The 20,291-nt window shown below is 69.7% G+C and carries 18 protein-coding genes; 8 read left to right on the top strand and 10 right to left on the bottom strand.

Going from position 1 to position 20,291, the window contains the following annotated elements; genetic code table 11:
- Positions 1–9: 9 nt before the first annotated feature.
- The 3 genes from NO978_RS08335 to NO978_RS08325 form a co-directional block, all read right to left on the bottom strand.
- Positions 10–1,236 carry a molybdopterin molybdotransferase MoeA gene (locus tag NO978_RS08335; RefSeq protein ID WP_257299103.1) on the bottom strand — a complete coding sequence of 409 codons (1,227 nt, stop codon included), beginning with the start codon at positions 1,234–1,236 and terminating at the stop codon, positions 10–12.
- Positions 1,237–1,290: 54 nt separating this feature from the next.
- Positions 1,291–1,713, bottom strand: a complete 423-nt coding sequence (locus tag NO978_RS08330) for a hypothetical protein (protein ID WP_257299102.1) — start codon at positions 1,711–1,713, stop codon at positions 1,291–1,293.
- 136 nt (positions 1,714–1,849) lie between these two features.
- Positions 1,850–3,520 carry a uracil-xanthine permease family protein gene (locus tag NO978_RS08325; protein WP_257299101.1) on the bottom strand — a complete coding sequence of 557 codons (1,671 nt, stop codon included), beginning with the start codon at positions 3,518–3,520 and terminating at the stop codon, positions 1,850–1,852.
- Positions 3,521–3,802: 282 nt separating this feature from the next.
- On the opposite strand from NO978_RS08325, the gene NO978_RS08320 reads away from it, so the two are divergent.
- The 3 genes from NO978_RS08320 (at position 3,803) to NO978_RS08310 (ending at position 6,677) form a co-directional block, all read left to right on the top strand.
- The gene (locus NO978_RS08320) at positions 3,803–5,725 is read left to right on the top strand and encodes a CocE/NonD family hydrolase (RefSeq protein WP_257299100.1); all 1,923 of its coding nucleotides are present in this window, start codon (positions 3,803–3,805) and stop codon (positions 5,723–5,725) included.
- A gap of 80 nt (positions 5,726–5,805) precedes the next feature.
- Positions 5,806–6,093: a DUF211 domain-containing protein gene (locus tag NO978_RS08315; RefSeq protein ID WP_257299099.1), complete on the top strand. Its 288-nt coding sequence runs from the start codon at positions 5,806–5,808 to the stop codon at positions 6,091–6,093.
- Between the two features lie 2 nt (positions 6,094–6,095).
- Positions 6,096–6,677, top strand: coding sequence for a VIT1/CCC1 transporter family protein (locus tag NO978_RS08310; RefSeq protein ID WP_257299098.1), 582 nt, complete (start codon positions 6,096–6,098; stop codon positions 6,675–6,677).
- On the opposite strand, the gene NO978_RS08305 is transcribed toward NO978_RS08310, so the two are convergent.
- From NO978_RS08305 to NO978_RS08295, 4 genes are all read right to left on the bottom strand, one after another.
- Positions 6,655–9,348, bottom strand: a complete 2,694-nt coding sequence (locus NO978_RS08305) for a cation-transporting P-type ATPase (protein WP_257299097.1) — start codon at positions 9,346–9,348, stop codon at positions 6,655–6,657. The two genes, NO978_RS08310 and NO978_RS08305, sit on opposite strands and share 23 nt — an antisense overlap.
- Positions 9,349–9,615: 267 nt before the next feature.
- Positions 9,616–10,110 carry a metallophosphoesterase family protein gene (locus tag NO978_RS08300; protein WP_257299096.1) on the bottom strand — a complete coding sequence of 165 codons (495 nt, stop codon included), beginning with the start codon at positions 10,108–10,110 and terminating at the stop codon, positions 9,616–9,618.
- Between the two features lie 71 nt (positions 10,111–10,181).
- On the bottom strand, positions 10,182–10,361 hold the full coding sequence (locus tag NO978_RS19945) for an alcohol dehydrogenase catalytic domain-containing protein (RefSeq protein ID WP_369684127.1): 180 nt from the start codon (positions 10,359–10,361) through the stop codon (positions 10,182–10,184).
- 87 nt (positions 10,362–10,448) lie between these two features.
- Positions 10,449–11,213, bottom strand: coding sequence for a cyclase family protein (locus NO978_RS08295; RefSeq protein WP_257299095.1), 765 nt, complete (start codon positions 11,211–11,213; stop codon positions 10,449–10,451).
- Between the two features lie 153 nt (positions 11,214–11,366).
- Here NO978_RS08295 and NO978_RS08290 point away from each other — a divergent pair, with 153 nt between their 5' ends.
- Complete coding sequence (locus NO978_RS08290) at positions 11,367–12,272, top strand: xanthine dehydrogenase family protein subunit M (protein ID WP_257299094.1); 906 nt, start codon at positions 11,367–11,369, stop codon at positions 12,270–12,272.
- Entirely contained in the window at positions 12,269–12,784 is a 516-nt protein-coding gene (locus NO978_RS08285; protein WP_257299092.1) for a carbon monoxide dehydrogenase subunit G, read from the top strand. The genes NO978_RS08290 and NO978_RS08285 overlap by 4 nt, the downstream gene beginning before the upstream one ends.
- A gap of 1 nt (position 12,785) precedes the next feature.
- On the opposite strand, the gene NO978_RS08280 is transcribed toward NO978_RS08285, so the two are convergent.
- Positions 12,786–13,418, bottom strand: coding sequence for a hypothetical protein (locus tag NO978_RS08280; RefSeq protein ID WP_257299091.1), 633 nt, complete (start codon positions 13,416–13,418; stop codon positions 12,786–12,788).
- 134 nt (positions 13,419–13,552) lie between these two features.
- Here NO978_RS08280 and NO978_RS08275 point away from each other — a divergent pair, with 134 nt between their 5' ends.
- Positions 13,553–14,905, top strand: a complete 1,353-nt coding sequence (locus tag NO978_RS08275) for an NAD(P)/FAD-dependent oxidoreductase (protein WP_257299090.1) — start codon at positions 13,553–13,555, stop codon at positions 14,903–14,905.
- Between the two features lie 18 nt (positions 14,906–14,923).
- Here the strand turns inward: NO978_RS08275 and NO978_RS08270 are convergent, their stop codons facing one another.
- Entirely contained in the window at positions 14,924–17,374 is a 2,451-nt protein-coding gene (locus NO978_RS08270) for a xanthine dehydrogenase family protein molybdopterin-binding subunit (protein ID WP_257299089.1), read from the bottom strand.
- Positions 17,375–17,920: a (2Fe-2S)-binding protein gene (locus NO978_RS08265; RefSeq protein ID WP_257299085.1), complete on the bottom strand. Its 546-nt coding sequence runs from the start codon at positions 17,918–17,920 to the stop codon at positions 17,375–17,377.
- A gap of 229 nt (positions 17,921–18,149) precedes the next feature.
- On the opposite strand from NO978_RS08265, the gene NO978_RS08260 reads away from it, so the two are divergent.
- Together NO978_RS08260 and NO978_RS08255 are read left to right on the top strand one after the other, a co-directional pair.
- A complete protein-coding gene (locus NO978_RS08260) occupies positions 18,150–19,574 on the top strand; it encodes a dihydroorotase family protein (protein WP_257299083.1) in 1,425 nt (474 codons plus the stop codon).
- 5 nt (positions 19,575–19,579) lie between these two features.
- Complete coding sequence (locus NO978_RS08255) at positions 19,580–20,182, top strand: nucleotidyltransferase family protein (RefSeq protein WP_257299082.1); 603 nt, start codon at positions 19,580–19,582, stop codon at positions 20,180–20,182.
- Positions 20,183–20,291: the final 109 nt, after the last annotated feature.

The raw sequence follows: 20,291 nt of genomic DNA, 5'->3' as shown, positions 1-20,291 counted from the left end.
ACCCTCCCGTCAGGACTCCAGTGCCTCGTACGGCACCACGGCGACCGTCTCGCCCGCCGCGAACCCGTCCTGCGTGAGCACGAGGCCGTCGGCCCGGGTCGCGCGCGTGGAGGAGGCCAGCACGCTCGGGTCGAACGTCCGGTCGTAGATGTCGAGTCCGGAGTCGGGGTGCCCGAGCGGGGTCGCCCGACCATCGGCGAGCGTGACGGGGACGGCGTACTCGACGGCCTCGCCGGCGATGGCGTCCGTCTCGGGGGTGTCGAGGGCGACGGTCGAAGCCGCCGTCAGCGTCGGGAGCGACGCCGAGCCGGTGAACAGCGGCCGCGCGACGAGACAGGCGGCCGTGTGGGCGGCGACGGGCTTGCCGGGCAGCGCGACCGCCACGGCGTCCTGCTCGGGGAGCTGGGCGACGGTCACGGGCTTACCGGGCCGGAGCTCGACGCCGTGGACGACGAGCTCGCCGAGGTCGGCCAGCGCGTCGACGACGTGGTCGCCGTGGCCGACGCTCGTCCCACCGGTCGAGACGACGACGTCGTGGCTCTCGGCGGCGTCCGCCAGAAGGGCCCGCACCGCGTCGGGGTCGTCGGGTGCGGTGCCGGCGTGGACGGCGTCGTGGCCCCACGAGCGCGCCAGGCCGAGCAGCATGTTCGAGTCGCGGTCGGGCTGGGTGCCCTCGTGTATCTCGGTGCCGGTGGCGACGACGCCGGCGCTCGCGCGGTCGTGAACCCGCACGGACCCGACACCGAGGTCGTCGAGCAGCACGGCGTCCTTCGGGGAGAGGCGCTCCCCGGCTTCGAACACCGTCTCGCCGGCACGGACGGTGCTCCCGCGCTCGTAGACGTGCGTGCCGGGCGCGAGCGCTGGGCAGGTGAGTTCGCCGTCGGCAACCGTCGCGTCCTCGCGCTTGACGACGGCGGTCGCGCGCTCGGGCAGCGGCGCGCCGGTCGCGATGCGGACGGCCTCACCCGGCCCGAGTTCGGGCGGGTCGTCGTCGGGCGTCACCTCGTTCCCGACGAGGGTGAGGGGATAGTCGTCGGCGGCGTCGAACGCGAAGCCGTCCATCGTCGCGTAGTCGTGTGGCGGGACGGCTTCGGGTGCCACGACGGCGTCGACGAGGCTCCGGTCCGCGACGGCGTCGGCGGTGACGGTCTCGGTGTCGCGGGTCGCCAGTGCGTTGGCGTGGAGCGAGAGCAGGTGCTCGGCTGCGCGGTCGCGTGACGGGAGGTCGGCGGTCATATCGGCGCGTTCGCCGCCGCTCGTGTTAACCGTTGGCACGAAACGGCGGCCGGCTCAGTTCGTCCGGTTCCAGCCCGCCGACCCCTCGACGTAGGGGTCGAGCGCAGCCTTGAGCGCCTCGACGTCCTCCGGGTAGATGGTCAGGTCGGCAGTCTCGCCCTCGGCGGTGACGCGGACCCGGTCGCGCCGGCCGTACGTGATGTAGAGGCTGAGGCCGCCGGCGACGCAGAAGCCGACCCCGGCCAGCAGGTTCCGCGGGATAGAGAAGAGGCCGAAGCCGACGAGCGCGAGGCTCATGATGACGAGGAACCAGTCGAGCGGCTCGACCCGGATGGTCTCGATCTGGTCGAACTCGACGTAGATCGGGTCCTCGTTCCGATGGACGACGGCGAGCCTGTCGGGCGTGACGCCGACCCAGCCGCCGTCGCGAAGCTCCCCCCGGTACTCGAGGTTCGCGGTTATCTCCGACGCGTTCACGTTCCCCTCTCGCGCCCCCCAGGTCCCTGACTGTTGCGGTGGACGGGGGTGTCGCCAGGGGTGGGGCGAGGCGTCGCCGTCGCTGGTGGAGCACCCCCGAAAGAACAGGTGTGGATGTCCGTTCGTCCGCCCGCGGTCAGTCGCCGCCGGGCGCGGGGCGCTCGTCGTCGCTGCCGCCCAGACGCTCCCAGAACGGCTTGAACTCGTCGGCGTCCTCGGTGATGTCCTCCCAGGTCGTCAGCCCGCGCTCCTCGCGGGTGCCGGGGATGGTGTTGTCGAGGACGAACGCGACGATGCCACCGACGGCCATGCCGGTGCTGCCGATGACGAACGTCGTCGTCGCGATGATGCCAAGCGGCGAGACGCCGGCAACCTCGACGCCCTCAAGCAGGCTGAACGGGAACTCGCCAGCCAGCCCCGCTTGCAACGCGGTCGCACCGCCGACGTCCGACGCCGCGGCGACGTTCCCCATGTACGCCGGGATGGCGAGGCCGGCGAACAGCGCGATGCCGATGATGAACACGTTCCGGTTCTTGTCGAGGTCGACGAACTTCAGCTGCGAGAGGCCGACCGCCGCGATCTGCCCGAACATCGCCAGGAACAGCCCCCCGACGATGGGGTTCGGGATGGTCGCGACGAGCTGCCCGAAGTAGCCGACGAAACCGACGATGAGCATCACGACGGCACCGATCTGGACGACGTACCGCGAGGCGACGCCGGTGATGCCGATGGCGCCGACGTTCTCCGTGTACGAGGTCGAGCCGTTGCCGGTCCCCATGATTCCAGCCAACGTGTTGCCGATGCCCTCCATGCCGATGCCGTGGTTGACGCGCTGCGCGTTCGGTGCACCCTTGCCGGCCATGCGAGCGACGGAGTGGTAGTCACCGAAGCTCTCGATGACCGACGCGAGCATCCCGGCGAACATCCCGATGATGAACGAGCCCGTGAACTGCGGCATCCCCCACTGCAGCGGATAGATGGCGAGGATCGGCTCGGCGTTGGTCACGGTGTCGAAGTTGATGTACCCCGCCGTCCCAGTCGCGTAGATACCCGTCACCGACAGCGCGGCCGCGACGAGCCACGCCGCGACGAGCGCGAGCAGGACCGGAAACAGCCGGAACGCCCGGTTGTAGTCGTTGAGGTACTGCGAGAAGGCGACGATGAGCAGCACCGTCAGCCCGAGTAGCCACCAGTTCTGTGTCGCCGAGGTTATCTGCCCGACGCTGAACAGCGATAACCCGATGAGGGCGATGACCGGGGCGATGACGATGGGGCCCATGTGTCGCTTGAGCCAGCCCATGATGCCGAAATAGCCGATGAGCACCTCGGCGACGCCGGCGACGATGACCGCACCCTGTAGCTCGAGTATCATCGTCTCCCAGCCCCCACCGTTGCTGGCGATGACGCCGATGATGGCGAGTGCGGGTGCGAGCATCGAGAACGTTCCGCCCTGCACGATGGGATAGCGGTTCCCGAGCGTGGTCTGTGCGAGTGTGGCGACCCCGGACACCACGAAGAACGTCCCGATGAGTTTCGCGGTCTCCGTTCCGGGTGGTGCACCCGGAGCGCCGGACCCCGGCATCGCCATCGCCCCCGCGAGCACCAGCGGGATGGCGATGGTCGCACCGATCATCGTCAGGTAGTGCTGGATGCCCAGGAGGATCGACTCTCCGAGGGGTGGTTTGTCGTCGATTCCGTACTCGACGAAGTCGGACTGCTCCGCACCTCCCGCCGCGGCCCGTCCCTCCTCGGGAATCGGTGGTTCGTCGACGTCGTCGAAGTCGTCCGTGTTGTCTTCGTTGCTCATGTGTGCCTCCGATAGTGTGTTACGTGTCCCCTTGCCACACTATACCCCTTCAATCAGAAACATCGTAATTAAAACTGTCGTCGTTTCGAACGGTAAATTGGTCGTTCGACGCGTGACGCTGGAGGTATCGGCGGGTTACGGGGGCGTCGAGTCCGGGCCGGGGCCTCACTAGTTACCTATCGACGGTAGCAGCGGCCGTGAGACCGGAGCGCCGCCCACGCACGGTTTCCGGGCCACAGGGACGGGGCAAGCTATTTGCGAACTGTGGCGGTGTGTGGGTGTATGACAGACGAACCGCGCTACGCCGTCCACGCCGACCTGAACGTCATGATCGAGATGCGGGACGGGACCCGGCTCGCGACGGACGTCTACCGGCCCGCCGACCCCGACACCCACGAGCCAATCGACGAGCCGCGACCCGTCATCCTCGACCGGACGCCGTACGACAAGACCGGCGGGCGGACCCGGCACGGCGAGTGGTACGCCTCGCGGGGCTACGTCATCGCCATCCAGGACGTGCGCGGGCGCTTCGACAGCGAGGGCGAGTTCGAAATCCACGTCAACGAGGCCGAAGACGGCGCGGACACCGTCGAATGGCTGGCCGCGCAGGGGTACTGCGACGGACAGGTCGCCACGCTCGGCACCTCCTACGGCGCGTGGGTCCAGAGTGCGCTCGCCACGCAGGCCCCCGACGGCCTCGCCGGGATGTTCGTCAACATGGGCGCGGCCAACGGCCGGGAGAAGACGTTCCGGCACAACGGCGCGTTCGAGCAGCGCTGGCTCTCCTGGGCCTTCACCCTGGGTGCGGGCTTCGCCCACGAGAGCCTCGCCGACCCCGACGTGCAGCAGGTCTTCGCCGACGTCGACTTCCGCGAGGTGCTGGAGGACGCCCCGGTCGAACGCGGCGAGACCGCCCTCGCCGAACTCCCGGCGTACGAGGAGTGGGCGTTCGACATCATGGAGACCGGGAGCGCGAGCGACGACCGCTGGCAGAACCCCGGCGTCAACTTCGAGCGCCACTACGACGAGAGCGCGGACGTGCCCACCGTCTACTCGGGGGGCTGGTACGACTCCTACACCGGCGCTACCTGTGACAACTTCGTCGGCCTCGCCGACCGCAAGGAGTCGGACCACTACCTGCTGATGGGGCCGTGGACCCACCTCGCGCGGCTTCCCGGCGGGCACGACCACAGCGAGCAGCTGCTGTTCCCGCCGCTGACGTGGGAGCAGCCGACCGCCGGCGACCTCGCGTTCGGCGAGGACGCGACCCGGAAGTACCGCGAGACCCGCAAGCGCTTTTTCGACCACTACCTCCGCGGCGAGGCGTCGTGGGACCACCCCCGCGTGGAGTACTTCCTGATGGGAACCGGCGACGGCCACCGGTCCGACGACGGCCACCTGTTCCACGGCGGCGAGTGGCGCAGTGCCGACGCGTGGCCGCCCGCCGGCACCGAGATGACGACGTTCTACGCCCACGGCGACGGCACGCTCTCGACGGCGAAACCGACCGCCACCGACTCCGCGACCACCTACGAGTTCGACCCCGACGACCCCGTCCCGACCATCGGCGGCAACACCTCATCCTACCTCACCTACGAGCCGCGGGCGGAGTCAGTCGAGGCGTACCCGCTGGGCGACCGGAACATCATCGACTTCGCGGGACGGGGCGGCTACGACCAGCGGACCCACGAGGGAACCTTCGGCGCGAGCGAGCCCTACGGCCCCCTCGCCGACCGCGCCGACGTCCAGGTGTTCCGGACGCCGCCGCTCGACGAGCCGGTCGAGATAGCGGGCCCTATCCGGGTCCGCGTCTTCGGTGCGACCGACGGCCCGGACACCGACTTCACCGCGAAGCTCGTCGACGAGTACCCCGAGAGCGAGGACTACCCCGACGGCTACGCGCTCAACCTCTCGGACGCCATCTGCCGGGGGCGCTACCGAAGCTACCGCGACGAGCCCGATCTGCTCGACGCCGACGAGGTGTACGAGTTCTACATGGAGCCGTACGACACGGCGAACCGCTTCGACGCCGGCCACCGCATCCGGCTCGACATCTCCTCCTCGAACTGGCCGCGCTTCGACGTGAACCACAACACCGGCGGGCCGCTCTACGGCGGGGAGGAGACGCGCGTCGCCGAGAACACCGTGTTCCACGAGGCGGACAACCCGACCCACATCGAGCTCCCGGTCCAGCCGACGGAGTAGGCATACTGCCCGCGGCTGGCGACTCTCACGGCCTCGGAACCGAGGCTACGTTTTTCTCCTCGGGCCCGGAACGTGGGCGTATGGCTCCCGTCCGTCGTCTCGTCGTCGACGTGCTGAAACCGCACGAGCCACCGCTCGTCGAGTTCACCGAACACCTGTCCGAGCTCGACGGTGTCGAGGGCGTCACGTCGTCGCTCGTCGAACTCGACAAGGAGGTCCAGAACGTCAAGCTCACCTTCGAGGGCGAGGCCGTCGACTTCGGGGTGGTCGAGGAGACGGTCGAGACGCTCGGTGGCACCGTCCACTCGGTCGACGAGGTCGCCTGCGGGGAGCGGGTCGTCGAGGACCGCAGGACCCCACAGGACTGACCGTGCCCTCGACCTACCAGCGCCTCCTGCGGCTGCTCGGGAAGGAGGACGTCCGCTCCATCGCCCGGCGGTACTTCATCTCGAACGGGTTCGACGGGACCCTCACCAGCATCGGGGTCGTCGTCGGCGCGGTACTGACCGGGGTGCCGGACGGCATGGCGGTCGTGAAGATCGGCCTCGGCGCGGCGGTCGGCCTCACCACGTCGGCCGTCTGGAGCGTCTGGGAGATCGAACGCGCCGAGACGAGCGCGGAGAGACAGCGCATCGAGCGCGCGATGCTCACCGACCTCGACGACACGCGCATCCAGCGCGAGCAGAGCGGCGCACGACTGTTCCACGCCGTCGCGAGCGGACTCGGCCCGCTGATCGGCGTGCTCGTCCCGCTCTCGCCGTTCCTGTTCGAGGGGACGGTGTTCAGCATCGCCGAGGCCGCCGTCGTCGGCGTCGCCCTGGGCGTCGGCGTGCTCTCGACGTTCGGTGCGTACATGGGTTCCATCTCGGGCCACCGGTGGTACGTCTCGGCGGCGCGGATGGGGCTCGCTGGGCTCGCGGTCGCCGCTATCAACCTGCTGCTTCCGGGCTGAGTCCGCCTCCCTCGTCGTCGTCACCGTCGTCCTCGTGGTGGCGGCTGTGCCGCCGCACCAGCGAGCCGATGCCGAGCAGCGGGCCGAGACCGACGAGCAGCGCCGCGGCGAGGATTCCCCAGTCCGACAGGGTGAGCGCGACGGTGCCGAAGTACTCCGAGAGCGGCGTGTACAGCACCGAGAGGTGGAGCGCGAGCGACGTGCCGACGGCGAGCCCGAGCCACCGGTTCGAGACGAGTGGCGTCCCTCGTGACCAGCGCACGACGTACAGTTTCAGGAACTCGAAGACGACGAAGCCGGTGAACACCATCGTCATGGCGTAAGGCGTCACGCTGGCCGCGCCGTCGAGCACGTAGACGAGCAGGCCGAGCATCACGACGGTCACGGTGAGTCCCGCACCGCCGATGAACGTGAGCATCTCGCGGTCGATGATGCCGGCGGCCCGGCTGCGCGGCTCGCGGTCCATCACGTCGCCGGCGGGGTCGGTGCCGAGTGCGAGCGCCGGCAGTCCGTCGGTGAGCAGGTTGATCCAGAGCAGCTGGACCGCCGGGAGCACGAGGTAGCCAAAGAGCGACGCGATGAACACGAGCGCGACCTCGGCGGCGTTCGCGCTCAGCAGGTAGGCGACGAACTTCCAGATGTTGTCGAAGATCTTCCGCCCGCGGCTGATGGCGGTGCGGATGGTCGCGTAGTTGTCGTCGAGCAGGACGATGTCGCTGGCCTGCTTGGCCACGTCGGTGCCCCGGACACCCATCGCGATGCCGACGTCGGCGTTCTTCAGCGCCGGCGCGTCGTTGACACCGTCGCCGGTCATCGCGACGGAGTGTCCCGACGCCTGCAGCGCCGTGAGGATACGCACCTTGTGACCGGGGTCGGCGCGGGCGAACACGTCCACCTCCTCGACCCGGGCCCGTAGCTCCTCGTCGGAGAGTGCGGCGACGTCGCTCCCGGTCAGCACGTCGGACTCGATGCCGACCTCGCGGGCGATCGCGCCCGCCGTGACCGCGTTGTCGCCGGTGATAACCTTCACGTCGATGCCGGCACGGTTGGTGTCGGCGATAGCGTCGCGCACCTCCCTGCGGGGCGGGTCAAGCAGTCCCTGCAGACCGACGAGGACGAGGTTCTCCTCGGTGTCGCCGTCGTCGCTTCGGTCCTTGTACGCGAAGGCGAGCACCCGGAGCGCGTCGTCCGCGAACGTCTCGACCTGCTCGCTGACGCGGTCTCTGGTCGCCTCGTCCAGTTCGACTGGCCCGTCCGCGGTGAGGATTCTGGACGAGCGTTCGAGGACGACGCCCGGCGCACCCTTGACGTACACCACGTCGTCGTGGACGGTCGCCATGCGCTTGCGCTCGGACGAGAACGATATCTCGTCGACGCGCTCGCGCTCCTCCCGGAGCGCCGGGACGTCGATGCCGTGGTTCTCGGCGGCCGCGACGAGCGCGCGCTCGGTCGGGTCGCCGTCGTCGGCCGTCGCGTCGTTGCAGAGCGCGCCGATCTCCAGCAGGAGCCCCACGCGGTCGTCCGTCTCGGCGGCGGCGACCGGCTCGGCCGTGTCGGACACCTCGCCGCCGTCGCTGGCGGCCGGTCCGGCGGCGTCGTCCGCGCCGCTGGGCCCGTCGTCGGTACCGAGGTCGACCGTCCCGTCGGCTATCCAGCCGACCTGCACGCGCATCTCGCCCTCGGTGAGCGTGCCGGTCTTGTCCGTACAGACGACGTCGACCGCGCCGAGCGCCTCGACCGCCGGCAGCGTGCGGACGAGCGCGTTCTCGTCGGCCATCTTGCGCACCCCGAGCGCGAGCGTCAGCGTGACGATGGCCGGCAGGCCCTCGGGGATGGCCGCGACGGCGAGCGAGACGCCTGCCAGGCCGGCCTGCACCCACGACGTGCCGCCGTAGACGAGCACCGGGATGACGATGGCTGCGAGCGCGAGGACCGCAAACCCGAGGCGTCGGCCGAGCGCGTCGAGGCTGCGCTGCAGCGGCGTCTTGGTCTCCGCCGCGGTGAGCAGCTCGGTTGCGATGGCACCGACCTCGGTCTCCATCCCGGTGTCGACGACGACCGCGACGGCGCGGCCCCGGGTGACGCTCGTCCCCCGGTAGACGGTGTTCGAGCGCTCCGCGAGGGGCGTCTCCGCCGGCAGGGTACCGGTCGACTTCGAGACGGGGACGCTCTCGCCCGTGAGCGCGGCCTCGTCGACCTCTATCGAGTGCGTCTCCACGAGGCGCGCGTCGGCGGGCACCACGTCGCCCTCGCTGAGGACGACCATATCGCCCGGCACGAGGTCCGTCGCGGGGGCGGTCCGCTCCGCCCCGCCGCGCCGGACCACGACCTCCGGCGCGGACAGCTCCCGGAGCGCCTCCAGGCTCTGCTCGGCGCGGTACTCCTGGACGAAGCCGAAGACCCCGTTCGCGAGCAGGATGATGCCGATGAGGACGGCGTCGACGGCGTGGCCGATGACGAGCGAGAGGGCGGCCGCCGCGATGAGCACCCAGATGAGCGCGCTGGTGAACTGCGAGAGGAGCACCTGCAGCGGGCCGCGGGTCGCCTCGGTGTGTATCTCGTTCGGCCCGTGCTCCTCGAGCCGCGCTTCCGCCTCGTCCGGGTCGATTCCGTCGGGTGACGAGTCGAGCTCCCCGAACACCGCCTCGACGTCCTCGGTGTGCCACGCCATCTGGTGTCGGATGGGACGACGAGGGCCGGGAAGTTAGCGTTAGTGTCGCCGGCACGGGCTGCCCGTCCGGAGAGTCGGGGGTGCGTCGGGTCGAGTCATCGCCGGTCCAGCCCGACCGTGCGCGTTCCAGCCGAACGCCAGCACGCCGACGAGCGGGACGGCGTTCCCGGCGAGTAGCGCGGCGACGGCGAGCCGTGACCCCGAGAGACGACGTATACCCTCCGATTCGCGCGTTCGAAGATAGATGTCGGCTGTGCGGGGCGGGTCTCAGCGCTCGTGGACGGTCACGTCGACCTCGCCGTCGTCGACCTCGGCGGTGAGCATGGTCGCTGCCGTCGCGGGGTCGGCACCCGTCACCGACCCGGGGTTGAGCAGCCGGACGCCGTCGTGGACCTCGTCCTCCAGCCGGTGGGTGTGGCCGCCGACACCGACGCGGGGCTCGTCGGCGTGCTCACGGACGGTCTCGGCGACGGTGTCGTACCACGCCTCCAGCGACCGCACCGTCCCGTGAGTCACGACGAGTGTCACGCCGCCGAGTTCGACCGACGCAACGGACGGCAGGTCGATGTCCGGCGCGGCCATGTTTCCGTGGACGGCGGTCAGCTCGGCCGCCAGCTCGCGGACGTGGGAGAGCGTCTCGGTGCCCGTGAAGTCGCCCGCGTGGACGACGTGGTCCGCGGCGGCGATTCGCTCCTCGAACTCGTCGGGGATGGTCTCCTCCCGGTCGGGGATGTGAGAATCGGAGACGATGGCGACCTGCATACCAGTTGCCGGGTCCGTCTGCGTCAAAAGCGTTCCGTCGGCGTGGGCCGCGATACGTGACCCACCACCGCCTACGGCTTCAGCACGCCCATCCCGCTCGTTTCCCCGCGCCGCAGGCGTCGGTGGTAGTCGGCCACCCCGTCGAGCGAGAGGGATTCGCCCACGTCCGCATCGATGCGGGTCGGGTCGACGCCCTCGCCGACGGATTCGACGACGCCGGCGAACTCGTGCCCGGGAACTCCGGGAGGCAGGTCGGGGTCGGGTCGGTCGACCGTCTCGACCGCGAGGTCGCCGCCTCACTCGCCGAGGGCGACCGCGCGCTGGCCCGGCATGGCTGCTCAGGCCTCGGTGAAGGCGACGCACCGGGAGACCGAGGACTCGCCGCCGCGGAAGCGCCACGGGAACGTCCCGATCTGGCAGCGCTCGCCCAGCAGCTCCCCGGGCACCTGTGCGTTCTCGACGTGGACGATACCATCCGGGAACAGCTCGGTGTGCATCAGCTGGTAGCCCTCCGGCGGGAATATCTCGTCGAGGTCGTCGACGCCGTGCTTCTCGCGGGCCTCGCGGGCGAGCTCGGGGCGCACGTCACGGATGACCGTGTTCATCGGGTGGTCCGCGCTCCCGCAGTCGAGGACGAGGTAGTTCAGGTCCATCTCCTTGCACCACTCCGCGAACTCCATGTTCGGGCCGGGATGCTTGCAGAAGAACGCGTGCGGGTCGGCCTCCTCGCGGTGCCAGGCGTATCGCTGGTAGCCCGTGTGGATGAACAGGATGTCGCCCTCGCGCACGTCGCAGACCTCCTCTATCATCTCGCTGGTGTAGACGTCGTAGTCCCCGACCTTGTCGGAGATGTCGGCGACGACGGCGTCCCCGACGAGCTCGTCGAGCGGCATCGACTCGATGTCCCGCCCGTGGGCGATGAAGTGCTTCTCGCCGTCGAGGTGGGTACCCGTGTGGTTCATGAACTCGATCTTCTGGCCGTTGACTTTCTCCGTGTCCAGGCTCTTCTCGTACCAGATTTTCGGGTTGTCGTAGGTGGGCCACGCGGGCGTGTCCTGTGACCATGGCTGCGTCAGGTCGTGCATCTCGTAGCCGTCGAGCATGACATCGAATCACACAGGCAGAGGTAATGAAGGTTCGCCGTTGCACCGCCAAGATACATGCTCACATACACCAAGATTTAATACAGCGTCCAGCCGTGTTATTGGGTATCGTTCATCGAACGCCGCCACAGTCGGTCAGTCACAACAGCCACAATGAAGCCAGCCCAGTTCCAGTACCACCGTCCCACCTCGGCCGCTGAAGCAGTCGAACTCGCGACCGAGCTGGAGGAGGCAGAGTTCATGGCAGGTAACCAGTCGCTCGGCATAGTCATGTCGAACCGGCTGGCGACGCCCGCGAACATCGTCGACCTGAGCCGCCTCGACGAGCTCGAGTTCGTCGAGGTCGAGGACGACGCAGTCCACGTCGGCGCGCTGACGACACACCGCAGCATCTCGCAGTCGACGCGGCTCGCCGAGCACGTCCCGATGCTGCCGGCGGCGGCGGAGCAGATCGCCGGGCCGAGCGTTCGCAACCGCGGCACCCTCGGCGGGAGCCTCGGCGAGGCCGACCCGGCAGGGAACTACCCGGCGGCGCTGGTCGCGCTCGACGGCGACATCACGCTTCGTGGCCCCGACGGTACACGCGCAGTCGACGCCCGCGACTTCTTCATCGCGTACATGTTCACCGACATGGCCGAGGCGGAACTCATCGAGTCCGTCTCGGTGCCGCGGGCGCCGTTCCCGCCGGAACGTACCGGGATGGCGTTCGACGAGCTGAAACGTGCCGCACAGACCTGGCCGACTCTCTCGGCGGCTGCGTCGGTCCGCGTCGACGACCCCGACGCCGACGCGCCCGTCGTCGAGGACGCCCGGCTCGCGCTGGCGAACGCCGCGGACATCCCGCTACACGTGCCCGACGCCGAGACCGCAATCGAGGGTGAACCGCTCTCCGAGGCGACGCTCGAGGCGGTCGGCGAAGCCGCCCGCGAGGCGGCCGACCCGTCCGAGGAGATGCACGCCGACCACGAGTTCAAGCTCGAAATCGCCGCGGAGTACAGCCGACGGGCGCTCGAGACAGCGTACGACCGGGCCTGCGGCGCGGGAGGTGAGGCAGCGTGATCGAGTTCGAGGGCGATTTCGAGCTCGACATGCCGCCCGAGGAGCTGTGGCCGTACTTCACCGACCCCGACGTCATCGCCGACTGTGCGCCCGGCATGAAGGAGCTGAAGCTGAACTCGCCGTCCGATCTCGAGGCCGTGATGTCCGTGAAGGTCGGCAGCGTCAGCCCCACCTTCGACGTGGAGGTGACCGTCGTCGAGGCGACGAAACCCTCGACGCTCCGGATGAGCGCGGTCGGCAACGCCAGCCGGAACGCCTTCGAGACGGCCGCGCACATGGACCTCCAGCCGACGGACGAGGGCGGCACGCTCGCGACGTGGACGGCCAGCGCCGAGGTGTCGGGGCTCATCGCGAGCCTCGGCCAGCGCGCGCTCGGCGGCGTCACGACCCGGCTCGTCAACAACTTCTTCGACGACCTCCAGTCGGCCGCCGAGGAGGGCGAACCCGCCGAGTCGAAGATGCAGGGCGCCGAGGACGCCGAGCCGGTGGTCGAGGTCGACGCCGGGGAGTGACTCAGGCCAGCGAGAGCGAGAGCTCGCCGTCCTGACCGACGCGGAGCGTACACGCGACGCCCCGTTCGCTGCTGTCCGATTCGAGGTCCTGGTCTCCCCGGGGTCGTCCGACTTCGACGGCGACCTCCTTCCGGTACTCGCCAGCCGGGAGACAGCGGTCCGCCGGGCCGTGGTAGTAGACCTGGTGCCGGGCGACGTACGTCCCGCCGGCGGGGACGTGGACCGCCGGTGCCATGGCGATGAACGCGACGTAGGCCTCTCCGTCGCCGTCCACGACGCGCCAGCAGCCGTCGGCCCGTCGCTTCTCACCCCGACGGACGTCGACGTCCGGGGACTGTCCCGGGAGCAGCATCGTCTCGCCGTACGCGCCGGATAGCTCGGAGACGAACTCGAACGGCCTGGCACCGAGGTTCGCGCGCTTGACACCGAATTCGGTCCCGCCTGTGTTCACGACTCGAATCTCGGTGCGGGCCGGTGCGTCGGCGGACTGCTGGGCGACCACAGCGCCCTTGAACTGTGCGGCCTGTGGGTCGACGCCGTCTTCGCCGTCGGTGAGCAGGGAGCTACAGCCTGCGAGTCCCCCGACCATCCCACCGGCCGCCAGCCGGAGAAACCGCCGTCTGTGGCGGGACATGGGCCATCGTTCCACACGTCGGGGCAAGTGCTTTGTCCCGGATGCGCTCCCGATTCCAGTGCAGGTACCCCGTACTGGCCGGCGGTGTGCCGTTCCGTAACACTATACCCGGAGCCAGCCGTTATGTGGAGCAGATGACGCTGGCGAACGTCTCGCGCTACGACGAGTCGGCGGCGTCCCGCCGGGGCGGCCACGCCGTCGTCGTCGGCGCGAGCATGGCCGGGCTGGTCGCCGCCCGAGCCATCGCCGACGCTTTCGACCGCGTGACGGTGCTCGACCGTGACGCGCTCGTGGACGACCCGGTCACGCGCCGCGGGGTACCCCAGGGCCACCAGCCACACGTACTGCTCGAGGCCGGGCGGGCCACGCTGTCGGACCTGTTCCCGGGCTTCGCCGAGGAACTGCTCTCGAACGGCGGGCTGGTGCTCGACTGGACGAACGACCTGATTCACTACGAGGACGGCGGCTACCTCGCGCCCGGGCCGCGGCGACGGCCGATGTACGCGGCGAGCCGGCCGCTGTTCGAGGCGGTCGCACGGCGCTGTCTGGCCAGCGTCGACGGCGTGCGGCTCCGGCCGGAGTGCCGGTTCGTGGACTACCAGCTCGCGGACGACGGGACGGCGGTCGACGGCGTAGTCGTCGAGTCGGGCGGCCCGGACGACACCAGCACGCTCCCGGCTGACCTCGTCGTCGACGCGACGGGACGCACGTCGCGGACACCGGCGTGGCTCGCCGACCACGGCTTCGAGCGCCCGCCCGAGGAGGAGGTGACGGTGGACGTGCGCTACGCGACAGCGGTCGTCGACCGGCCTCCTGGGGACCGGCGGGCCTTCTTCCTCCCGCCGACGCCGCCACGGACCAGAGGCGGCGGTGCGTTCCCCGTCGAGGACGACCGCTGGCTCGTGACGCTCCAGGGCGTCCACGGCGACGACCCGCCGACGGAGCCCGGCGAGCTGTCCGAGTTCGCCGCGAGCCTCCCCGTCGACCACCTCGCGCGGCTGCTCGACGAGCGCGAGTGGGTCGGCGACGGCGTCGAGCGCTACCCGTTCCCGTCGAACGTCCGGCGCTACTACGAGCACCTCGACCGGTTTCCGGACGGGCTGGTCGTCCTCGGCGACGCCGTCGCGAGCTTCAACCCCGTCTACGGCCAGGGGATGTCGGTGGCGTCGCTCGAAGCCCTGGTGCTGCACCACACGCTCGCAGACGGCGGTCTCGACGGGCTGGGGGCGCGCTTCTTCGACCGGGCGAGCGACGTGGTCGACGTGGCGTGGTCGATGGCGGTCGGTTCGGACCTCGGCTACGCGGCGACGACCGGCTCGCAGTCGACGGTCGAGTCGCTGTTCACGCGCTACCTCGCCCGACTGGTCCGGACCGCACAGGACGACGGCCGCGTCGCCGACGCGTACGGCCGGGTCGTGACGATGGAGGAAGCGCCGACCTCGCTGCTCAGACCGGCCGTCGTCGCCCGCGTGCTCTCCCCGCGGTGACGGGCGTTCCGACCGGTCCTACTCCTCGGCCTCGCGAAGCCGCTTCCGTGCCCGGTGCGCGGTAAAGGGCAGGCGGTCGGCGGTCACGCCCAGCGGTTCGAGCGCGTCGTTGATGGAGCAGGCGATGGCCGCGGGGGCGTCTATCATCCCACCCTCGCCGACGCCCTTCGCGCCGGTCTCGGTGAACGGCGACGGGTGGACGGTGTGCTCCATCTCGATGTCGGGCATGTTCTTCGTCGACGGGAGCAGGTAGTCGAACATCGTGATGGCCTGGGGCTGGCCGGTGTCCTGGTCGTAGCCGAACTCCTCCATGAGCGCCGCCCCGACCCCTTGGGCGATGCCGCCGTGGGCCTGTCCCTCGACGATCATCGGGTTGAGCATCGTCCCGCAGTCGCGCAGGGTGTAGAACTTCAGCACCTCGACCTCGCCCGTCTCAACGTCCACCTCGACGATGGGCGCGTTGACGGCGTACGCCGCGGTCGGGTACACCGGGTACTTGCTCGTCAGCGCGTCGTCGAACTCCGGGAGACCCGTCGCCGGATGTTCGTAGTCGTAGCTGACGCGGGTCCGTCCCTCGTCGTCCAGCGCCGCGAGGTCGGCGAGCGAGAGCGCGTCGTCGGTGCCGCCTCGCTCGACCCGGCCGTCGCGGTAGTCGACCGCCTCGCGCTCGACGGCCCAGTGGTCGGCCGCGAGTTCGGCGAGGCGCTCGCGCAGCTGCTCGCCGACGCCGACGCTCGCACCGGAGAGCATGACGGCCATCCGCGAGGCCGCGCTGCCGTACTCGGTCGGGGCCTCGACGCTGTCGAGGTAGTCCACCTCGATGTCGCTCGGGAGCAGGCCGAGCTCGTCGGCCAGGAGCTGTGCGACGAGCGTCTGGTGGCCCTGCCCGGCGCTGTCGGTCGCGAGCCACGCGAGCACCGTGCCGTCCGGCTGTACCTCCGCGCGGAGGTGTTCGGGCAACTCGGCCACGTCGTCCCGGCTCCGGTTCGCGAGGGCTTCGTCGTCGGTGCGCTGGCGGTCGGTCCAGTCCGAACCGGAGACCCCCGGCTCGATGAGGACCGCGGTCTGGGTGCCCCGGTAGTAGCCCTCCTCGCGGCGCTGCTCGACGGCCGCCGGGTCGAGCAGGCCACCCTCGCAGCGCTCGTTCTCGTCGAGTATCTCGTCCATCCGGTCCATCGCGCCGGGGTAGTCGCCGGAGTCGTAGACGTTGCCCGAGGGGAGACGGTACGGCAGCTGGTCGGGCGTGACGAGGTTGCGTCGGCGGAACTCCGTCGGGTCGACACCGAGTTCGCGGGCGGCGTCGTCGACCAGCATCTCCAGCGCGTACTGGTGCGGGTCGACGCCGAAGCCGCGGTAGGCGGTCTGGGCGGTCTTGTTCGTCAGCACCAGGTCGTACTCGTACACCACGTCGTCGATGGCGTAGGCGTTCGTCAGCACCGACAGCGGCTTGAGCACCTGGTTGACGGGGTAGTGCGGCCACGCGCCGAAGTCGTCGACGAACCAGACGTCGAGCCCGCGCATGGTGCCGTCGTCGTCGCAGGCCAGGCGCATCTCGTAGGTGCGCTCCGAGCAGTGCATGTCGCCGCCCTGGAGGTTCTCGATGCGGTCCTCGACGAACTTGACCGGCTGGCCGAGCTGCTCGGCGGCCATCGCGGCGAGGTTGCAGTACCGGTGGATGGCGATCTTCGTCCCGAAGCTCCCGCCCACGTCGGCGGGGACGTTCAGCTCGACGCGGTCGGCCGGCCGCCCGAGCGTCTCGTAGACGGTGTCGTCGACGAGCGTGTGCAGCTGGATGTTGCAGTCGATGTGGAAGCTGTCACCGTCCTCGTCGTACCGGGCGACGACGCCCGCCGTCTCCAGCGGGACGCCCGAGACGCGACCCCACTCGTACGTGCCCTCGACGACGTGGTCGGCGTCCGCGAACGCAGCGTCGGGGTCGCCGAACGAGATGCGCTCGTTGTCGGCGACGTTCGACCCGGCGTCCTCGTGGACGAGCGTCTCGGCCTCGCGGGCGGCCATCCCGTCGACGACGGGGTCGAGCGTCTCGTACGTCACGTCGACGAGGTCCGCCATGTCCTCGGCGAGGTAGCGGTCCGCGGCGACGACGACGGCGATCGGTTCGCCGACGAAGCGGGCCTTCCCGTCGGCGAGCGACCACTCCTCGTACCCCTCCAGCCCGCAGGGCTGTGGGTTGTACGACTCCTCGATGTCGTCGATGGTGAGCACGCACTCGCAGTCCGGGTGGTCTTCGGCGGCGCTGGTGTCCACGTCGACGATATCCGCGTGGGCGTGGACGCTCCGGACGAGTGCCATCTCGAGGCAGTTCGGCGGCGTCACGTCGTGGATGTACTCCGCCTCGCCGGTGAGGATGCGCCGGTCCTCGAACCGCCGGACGCTCTGCCCGGTGAACGACCGGCCCTCCAGCTCGTCACCGGCCTCGTGGCCGACCTGCGGTTCGGACCCGGACATCTACGCTCCCTCCTCGCCGTCGTCCCGGACCGGCTCGAGGTCTGCGGCGAGCTTGTCGGCGGCGCGGTCGACCGCGCGGTAGATGTTCTGGTAGCCGGTGCAGCGACAGATGTTGTCCGCGAGGCCCTCCTTGATCTCCTCGCGGTCCGGGTCCGGGTTCTCCTCGAGGAGCGACTTCGTCGCCATGACGAAACCGCTCGTACAGAAGCCACACTGGAGCGCGTGCTCCTCGTGGAACGCCTCCTGGACGGGGTGGAGCTTGCCGTCCTCGGCGAGGCCCTCGACGGTCTCGACGTCGCGGTCCTCGGCCTGCACCGCGTACAGCAGACAGCTCTTGACGATGTCTCCGTCGAGAGAGACAGTGCAGGCACCGCAGACACCGTGTTCACAGCCGACGCGGACACCGCGGCAGCCGCACTCGTTGCGGAGGAAGTCGGAGAGCTTCAGTCGCGGCTCGACCTCTCGGGTCACCGCCTCACCGTTGACGGTGACCGCAACCTCTCGCGTCGGACGCTCCCCCGAATGAGGTGTGTCCTCGATACTCATGGTAGATACCACCGTACTTTCGGCGATTCGGTCTTAAGCCTTGTCGTGATTCGCGGTGAAAGCATCCGCTCCCAGGCCGCAGTGGGCGTTCGGCCCGTCCGGCGCTCCCCGGTCAGTCGCCGTCGCACGCCGTCGTCTCGGGGTGGAACTGGAGCAACGGTGCCCGGTACAGCGGGCCGCCGCCCTCGCTGGGATAGCTCTAAGTCCCCCGACTTTGTCTTTTGGTACCATGGCACGAGCAGACCTCTGCATCCACAACGCTCGCGTCGTCACGCCGTCCGGCACCATCCACGGCGGCGTGGCGTCGACCGATGGCACCATCGCGGCGGTCGGCGGCGACGCTTCGCTGCCCGACGCGGCCCGGACCATCGACGCCGGGGGGAACTACCTGATACCGGGGTTCATCGACCCGCACGTCCACTGGGGGCTCTCCCGCTACGAGTTCGAGTACCACGAGGGCCTCGAACACGACTTCGAGACGGAGACACGGGGCGCGGTCCACGGCGGCGTCACCACGGTCGTGAACTTCCTGCTCCAGCCCGAGCCCTACCTGCCGGACATGGAGTTCTTCCGGCGGGCCGGCGAGGATAACTCGTACATCGACTTCGCCTACCACGCTATCGTCCACAAGGACCACCACGTCGAGGAGATCGAGGGACTCGCCGCGGAGGGCGTCCGGTCGTTCAAGGTGTTCTTCAACTGGTACAAGCACGCCTCGCCCGAGCTCGGCATCGAGCACTCCGACGCCGGTCGCGTCTACCAGGTACTCGACGAGGTGAGCGAGATGAACGGCGGCGTCGTGATGTTCCACGCCGAGAACGAGGACCTCGCCTACGAGCGACGCCAGGAGCTCCAGGACGAGAGTCGTAACGACCTGGCGGCCTGGTCCGAGGGCGCGCCGAACATCTGCGAGGCGATGCAGATCGAGCAGATCGGCCGCATGACCGAGTACACCGACTCCCGCGCGTACATCGTCCACATGAGCACGGGCGAGGGCGTCGACATCTGCGAGCGGTTCCAGGACCAGGGCGTCAACCTCCACGGCGAGACGTTGCCGGCGTTCCTCACCCACACGAACGAGGAAGAGGAGCTGGGCGTGTGGGGCAAGATATCGCCGCCGCTCCGGGGCGAGGAGAGCAAGAAGCGCCTCTGGGAGGGGCTGCGCAACGGCACCGTCGACTACCTCGGCACGGACCACTGCCCGCACAAGATCGAGTTCAAGGAGAAGGACACGGGCAAGCACGGGGACATCTGGGACGCCATCCCCGGCGACAACAACGGCATCGAGTACTTCCTGCCGGTGATGATGAGCGAGGGCGTGAACCGGAATCGCATCAGCATGGAGCGCCTCGTCGAGATCTGCGCCGAGAACAACGCCAAGCGCTGGGGCCTGTATCCCAGAAAGGGGGCGCTCGTCGAGGGCAGCGACGCCGACATGGTCGTCGTCGACATGGAGAAGTCGAAGGTCGTCGACGACGACTTCTACCACACGATGGAGCCCCGCTACTCGACGATGCACGGGATGGAGCTGACCGGGCTGCCGACCCACACCGTCGTCGGCGGCGAGGTCGTCGTCGAGCACGACGAGCTGCAGGTCGAGCCCGGCGGCCGGAACTACCTCCACCGCGGCGACAGCGGCGTCAAACTGGAGTAGGCGGCGTGAGTGTCCCCAGCTCCGTCGTCGGCGTCCTCCTCGCGGCTGGCACCGCCTCGCGCTTTGGCGACGACCAGAAGCTCCTGGCCGAACTCGACGGCGAGCCGCTGGTCCGCCACGCAGCGCGGCCGCTCCTCGACGCGAACCTCGACGGCGTCGTCGCGGTACTCGGCGACGAGCGCGAGCGCGTCGCGGCGGCGTTGCCGCCCGACATCGAGACGGTCCACAACCCTGCGTACGCCGACGGCCAGGCGACGACGGTCGCCCGCGGTGCGCGAGCGGCCGCCGACCGCGGCGCTGACGCGGCCGTCCTCGCGCTGGGGGACATGCCCTGCGTCGACGCCGGCACCGTGGCTGCGCTCGTCGACGCCTTCCAGCGCACCGGGAGCGACATCGTCGTCCCGACGAACGAGGGTCGGCGCGGGAACCCGGTGCTGTTCGGTGCGGCGCACTTCGACGCGCTGCAGGCCGTCGGGGGCGACCGGGGCGGCCGGGCGCTGTTCGACAGCTATCCGGTCGAGCGCGTGGCGGTCGAGGACCCCGGTATCCACCTGGACATCGACACCGAGGACGACATGCGAACGCTGGCAGAACGGTGTGCGGAGTAGCCTCCCTACGACACGACGACGGCCCGGTACCGACCCTCGTCGGTCTCCATCGCGTGGGAGGCGGCTTCGGCGAGGGAGAACGTCTCGACGGCCTCGGTGGTACGTTACG

Source organism: Haloarchaeobius sp. FL176, assembly GCF_024609245.1.
Classification (GTDB): Archaea; Halobacteriota; Halobacteria; order Halobacteriales; family Natrialbaceae; genus Haloarchaeobius.
Note: the sequence above shows the minus strand (reverse complement) of the source record. Positions and strands in the feature narration are given on the sequence as shown.

Coding starts and splice junctions, on each gene's coding strand:
- NO978_RS08295 (WP_257299095.1), bottom strand. CDS start 11,213: ATGCTCGACGGCTACGAGATGCACGACCTGACGCAGCCATGGTCACAG.
- NO978_RS08320 (WP_257299100.1), top strand. CDS start 3,803: ATGACAGACGAACCGCGCTACGCCGTCCACGCCGACCTGAACGTCATG.
- NO978_RS08315 (WP_257299099.1), top strand. CDS start 5,806: ATGGCTCCCGTCCGTCGTCTCGTCGTCGACGTGCTGAAACCGCACGAG.
- NO978_RS08335 (WP_257299103.1), bottom strand. CDS start 1,236: ATGACCGCCGACCTCCCGTCACGCGACCGCGCAGCCGAGCACCTGCTC.
- NO978_RS08300 (WP_257299096.1), bottom strand. CDS start 10,110: ATGCAGGTCGCCATCGTCTCCGATTCTCACATCCCCGACCGGGAGGAG.
- NO978_RS08275 (WP_257299090.1), top strand. CDS start 13,553: ATGACGCTGGCGAACGTCTCGCGCTACGACGAGTCGGCGGCGTCCCGC.
- NO978_RS08280 (WP_257299091.1), bottom strand. CDS start 13,418: ATGTCCCGCCACAGACGGCGGTTTCTCCGGCTGGCGGCCGGTGGGATG.
- NO978_RS08290 (WP_257299094.1), top strand. CDS start 11,367: ATGAAGCCAGCCCAGTTCCAGTACCACCGTCCCACCTCGGCCGCTGAA.
- NO978_RS08305 (WP_257299097.1), bottom strand. CDS start 9,348: ATGGCGTGGCACACCGAGGACGTCGAGGCGGTGTTCGGGGAGCTCGAC.
- NO978_RS08260 (WP_257299083.1), top strand. CDS start 18,150: ATGGCACGAGCAGACCTCTGCATCCACAACGCTCGCGTCGTCACGCCG.
- NO978_RS08325 (WP_257299101.1), bottom strand. CDS start 3,520: ATGAGCAACGAAGACAACACGGACGACTTCGACGACGTCGACGAACCA.
- NO978_RS08265 (WP_257299085.1), bottom strand. CDS start 17,920: ATGAGTATCGAGGACACACCTCATTCGGGGGAGCGTCCGACGCGAGAG.
- NO978_RS08270 (WP_257299089.1), bottom strand. CDS start 17,374: ATGTCCGGGTCCGAACCGCAGGTCGGCCACGAGGCCGGTGACGAGCTG.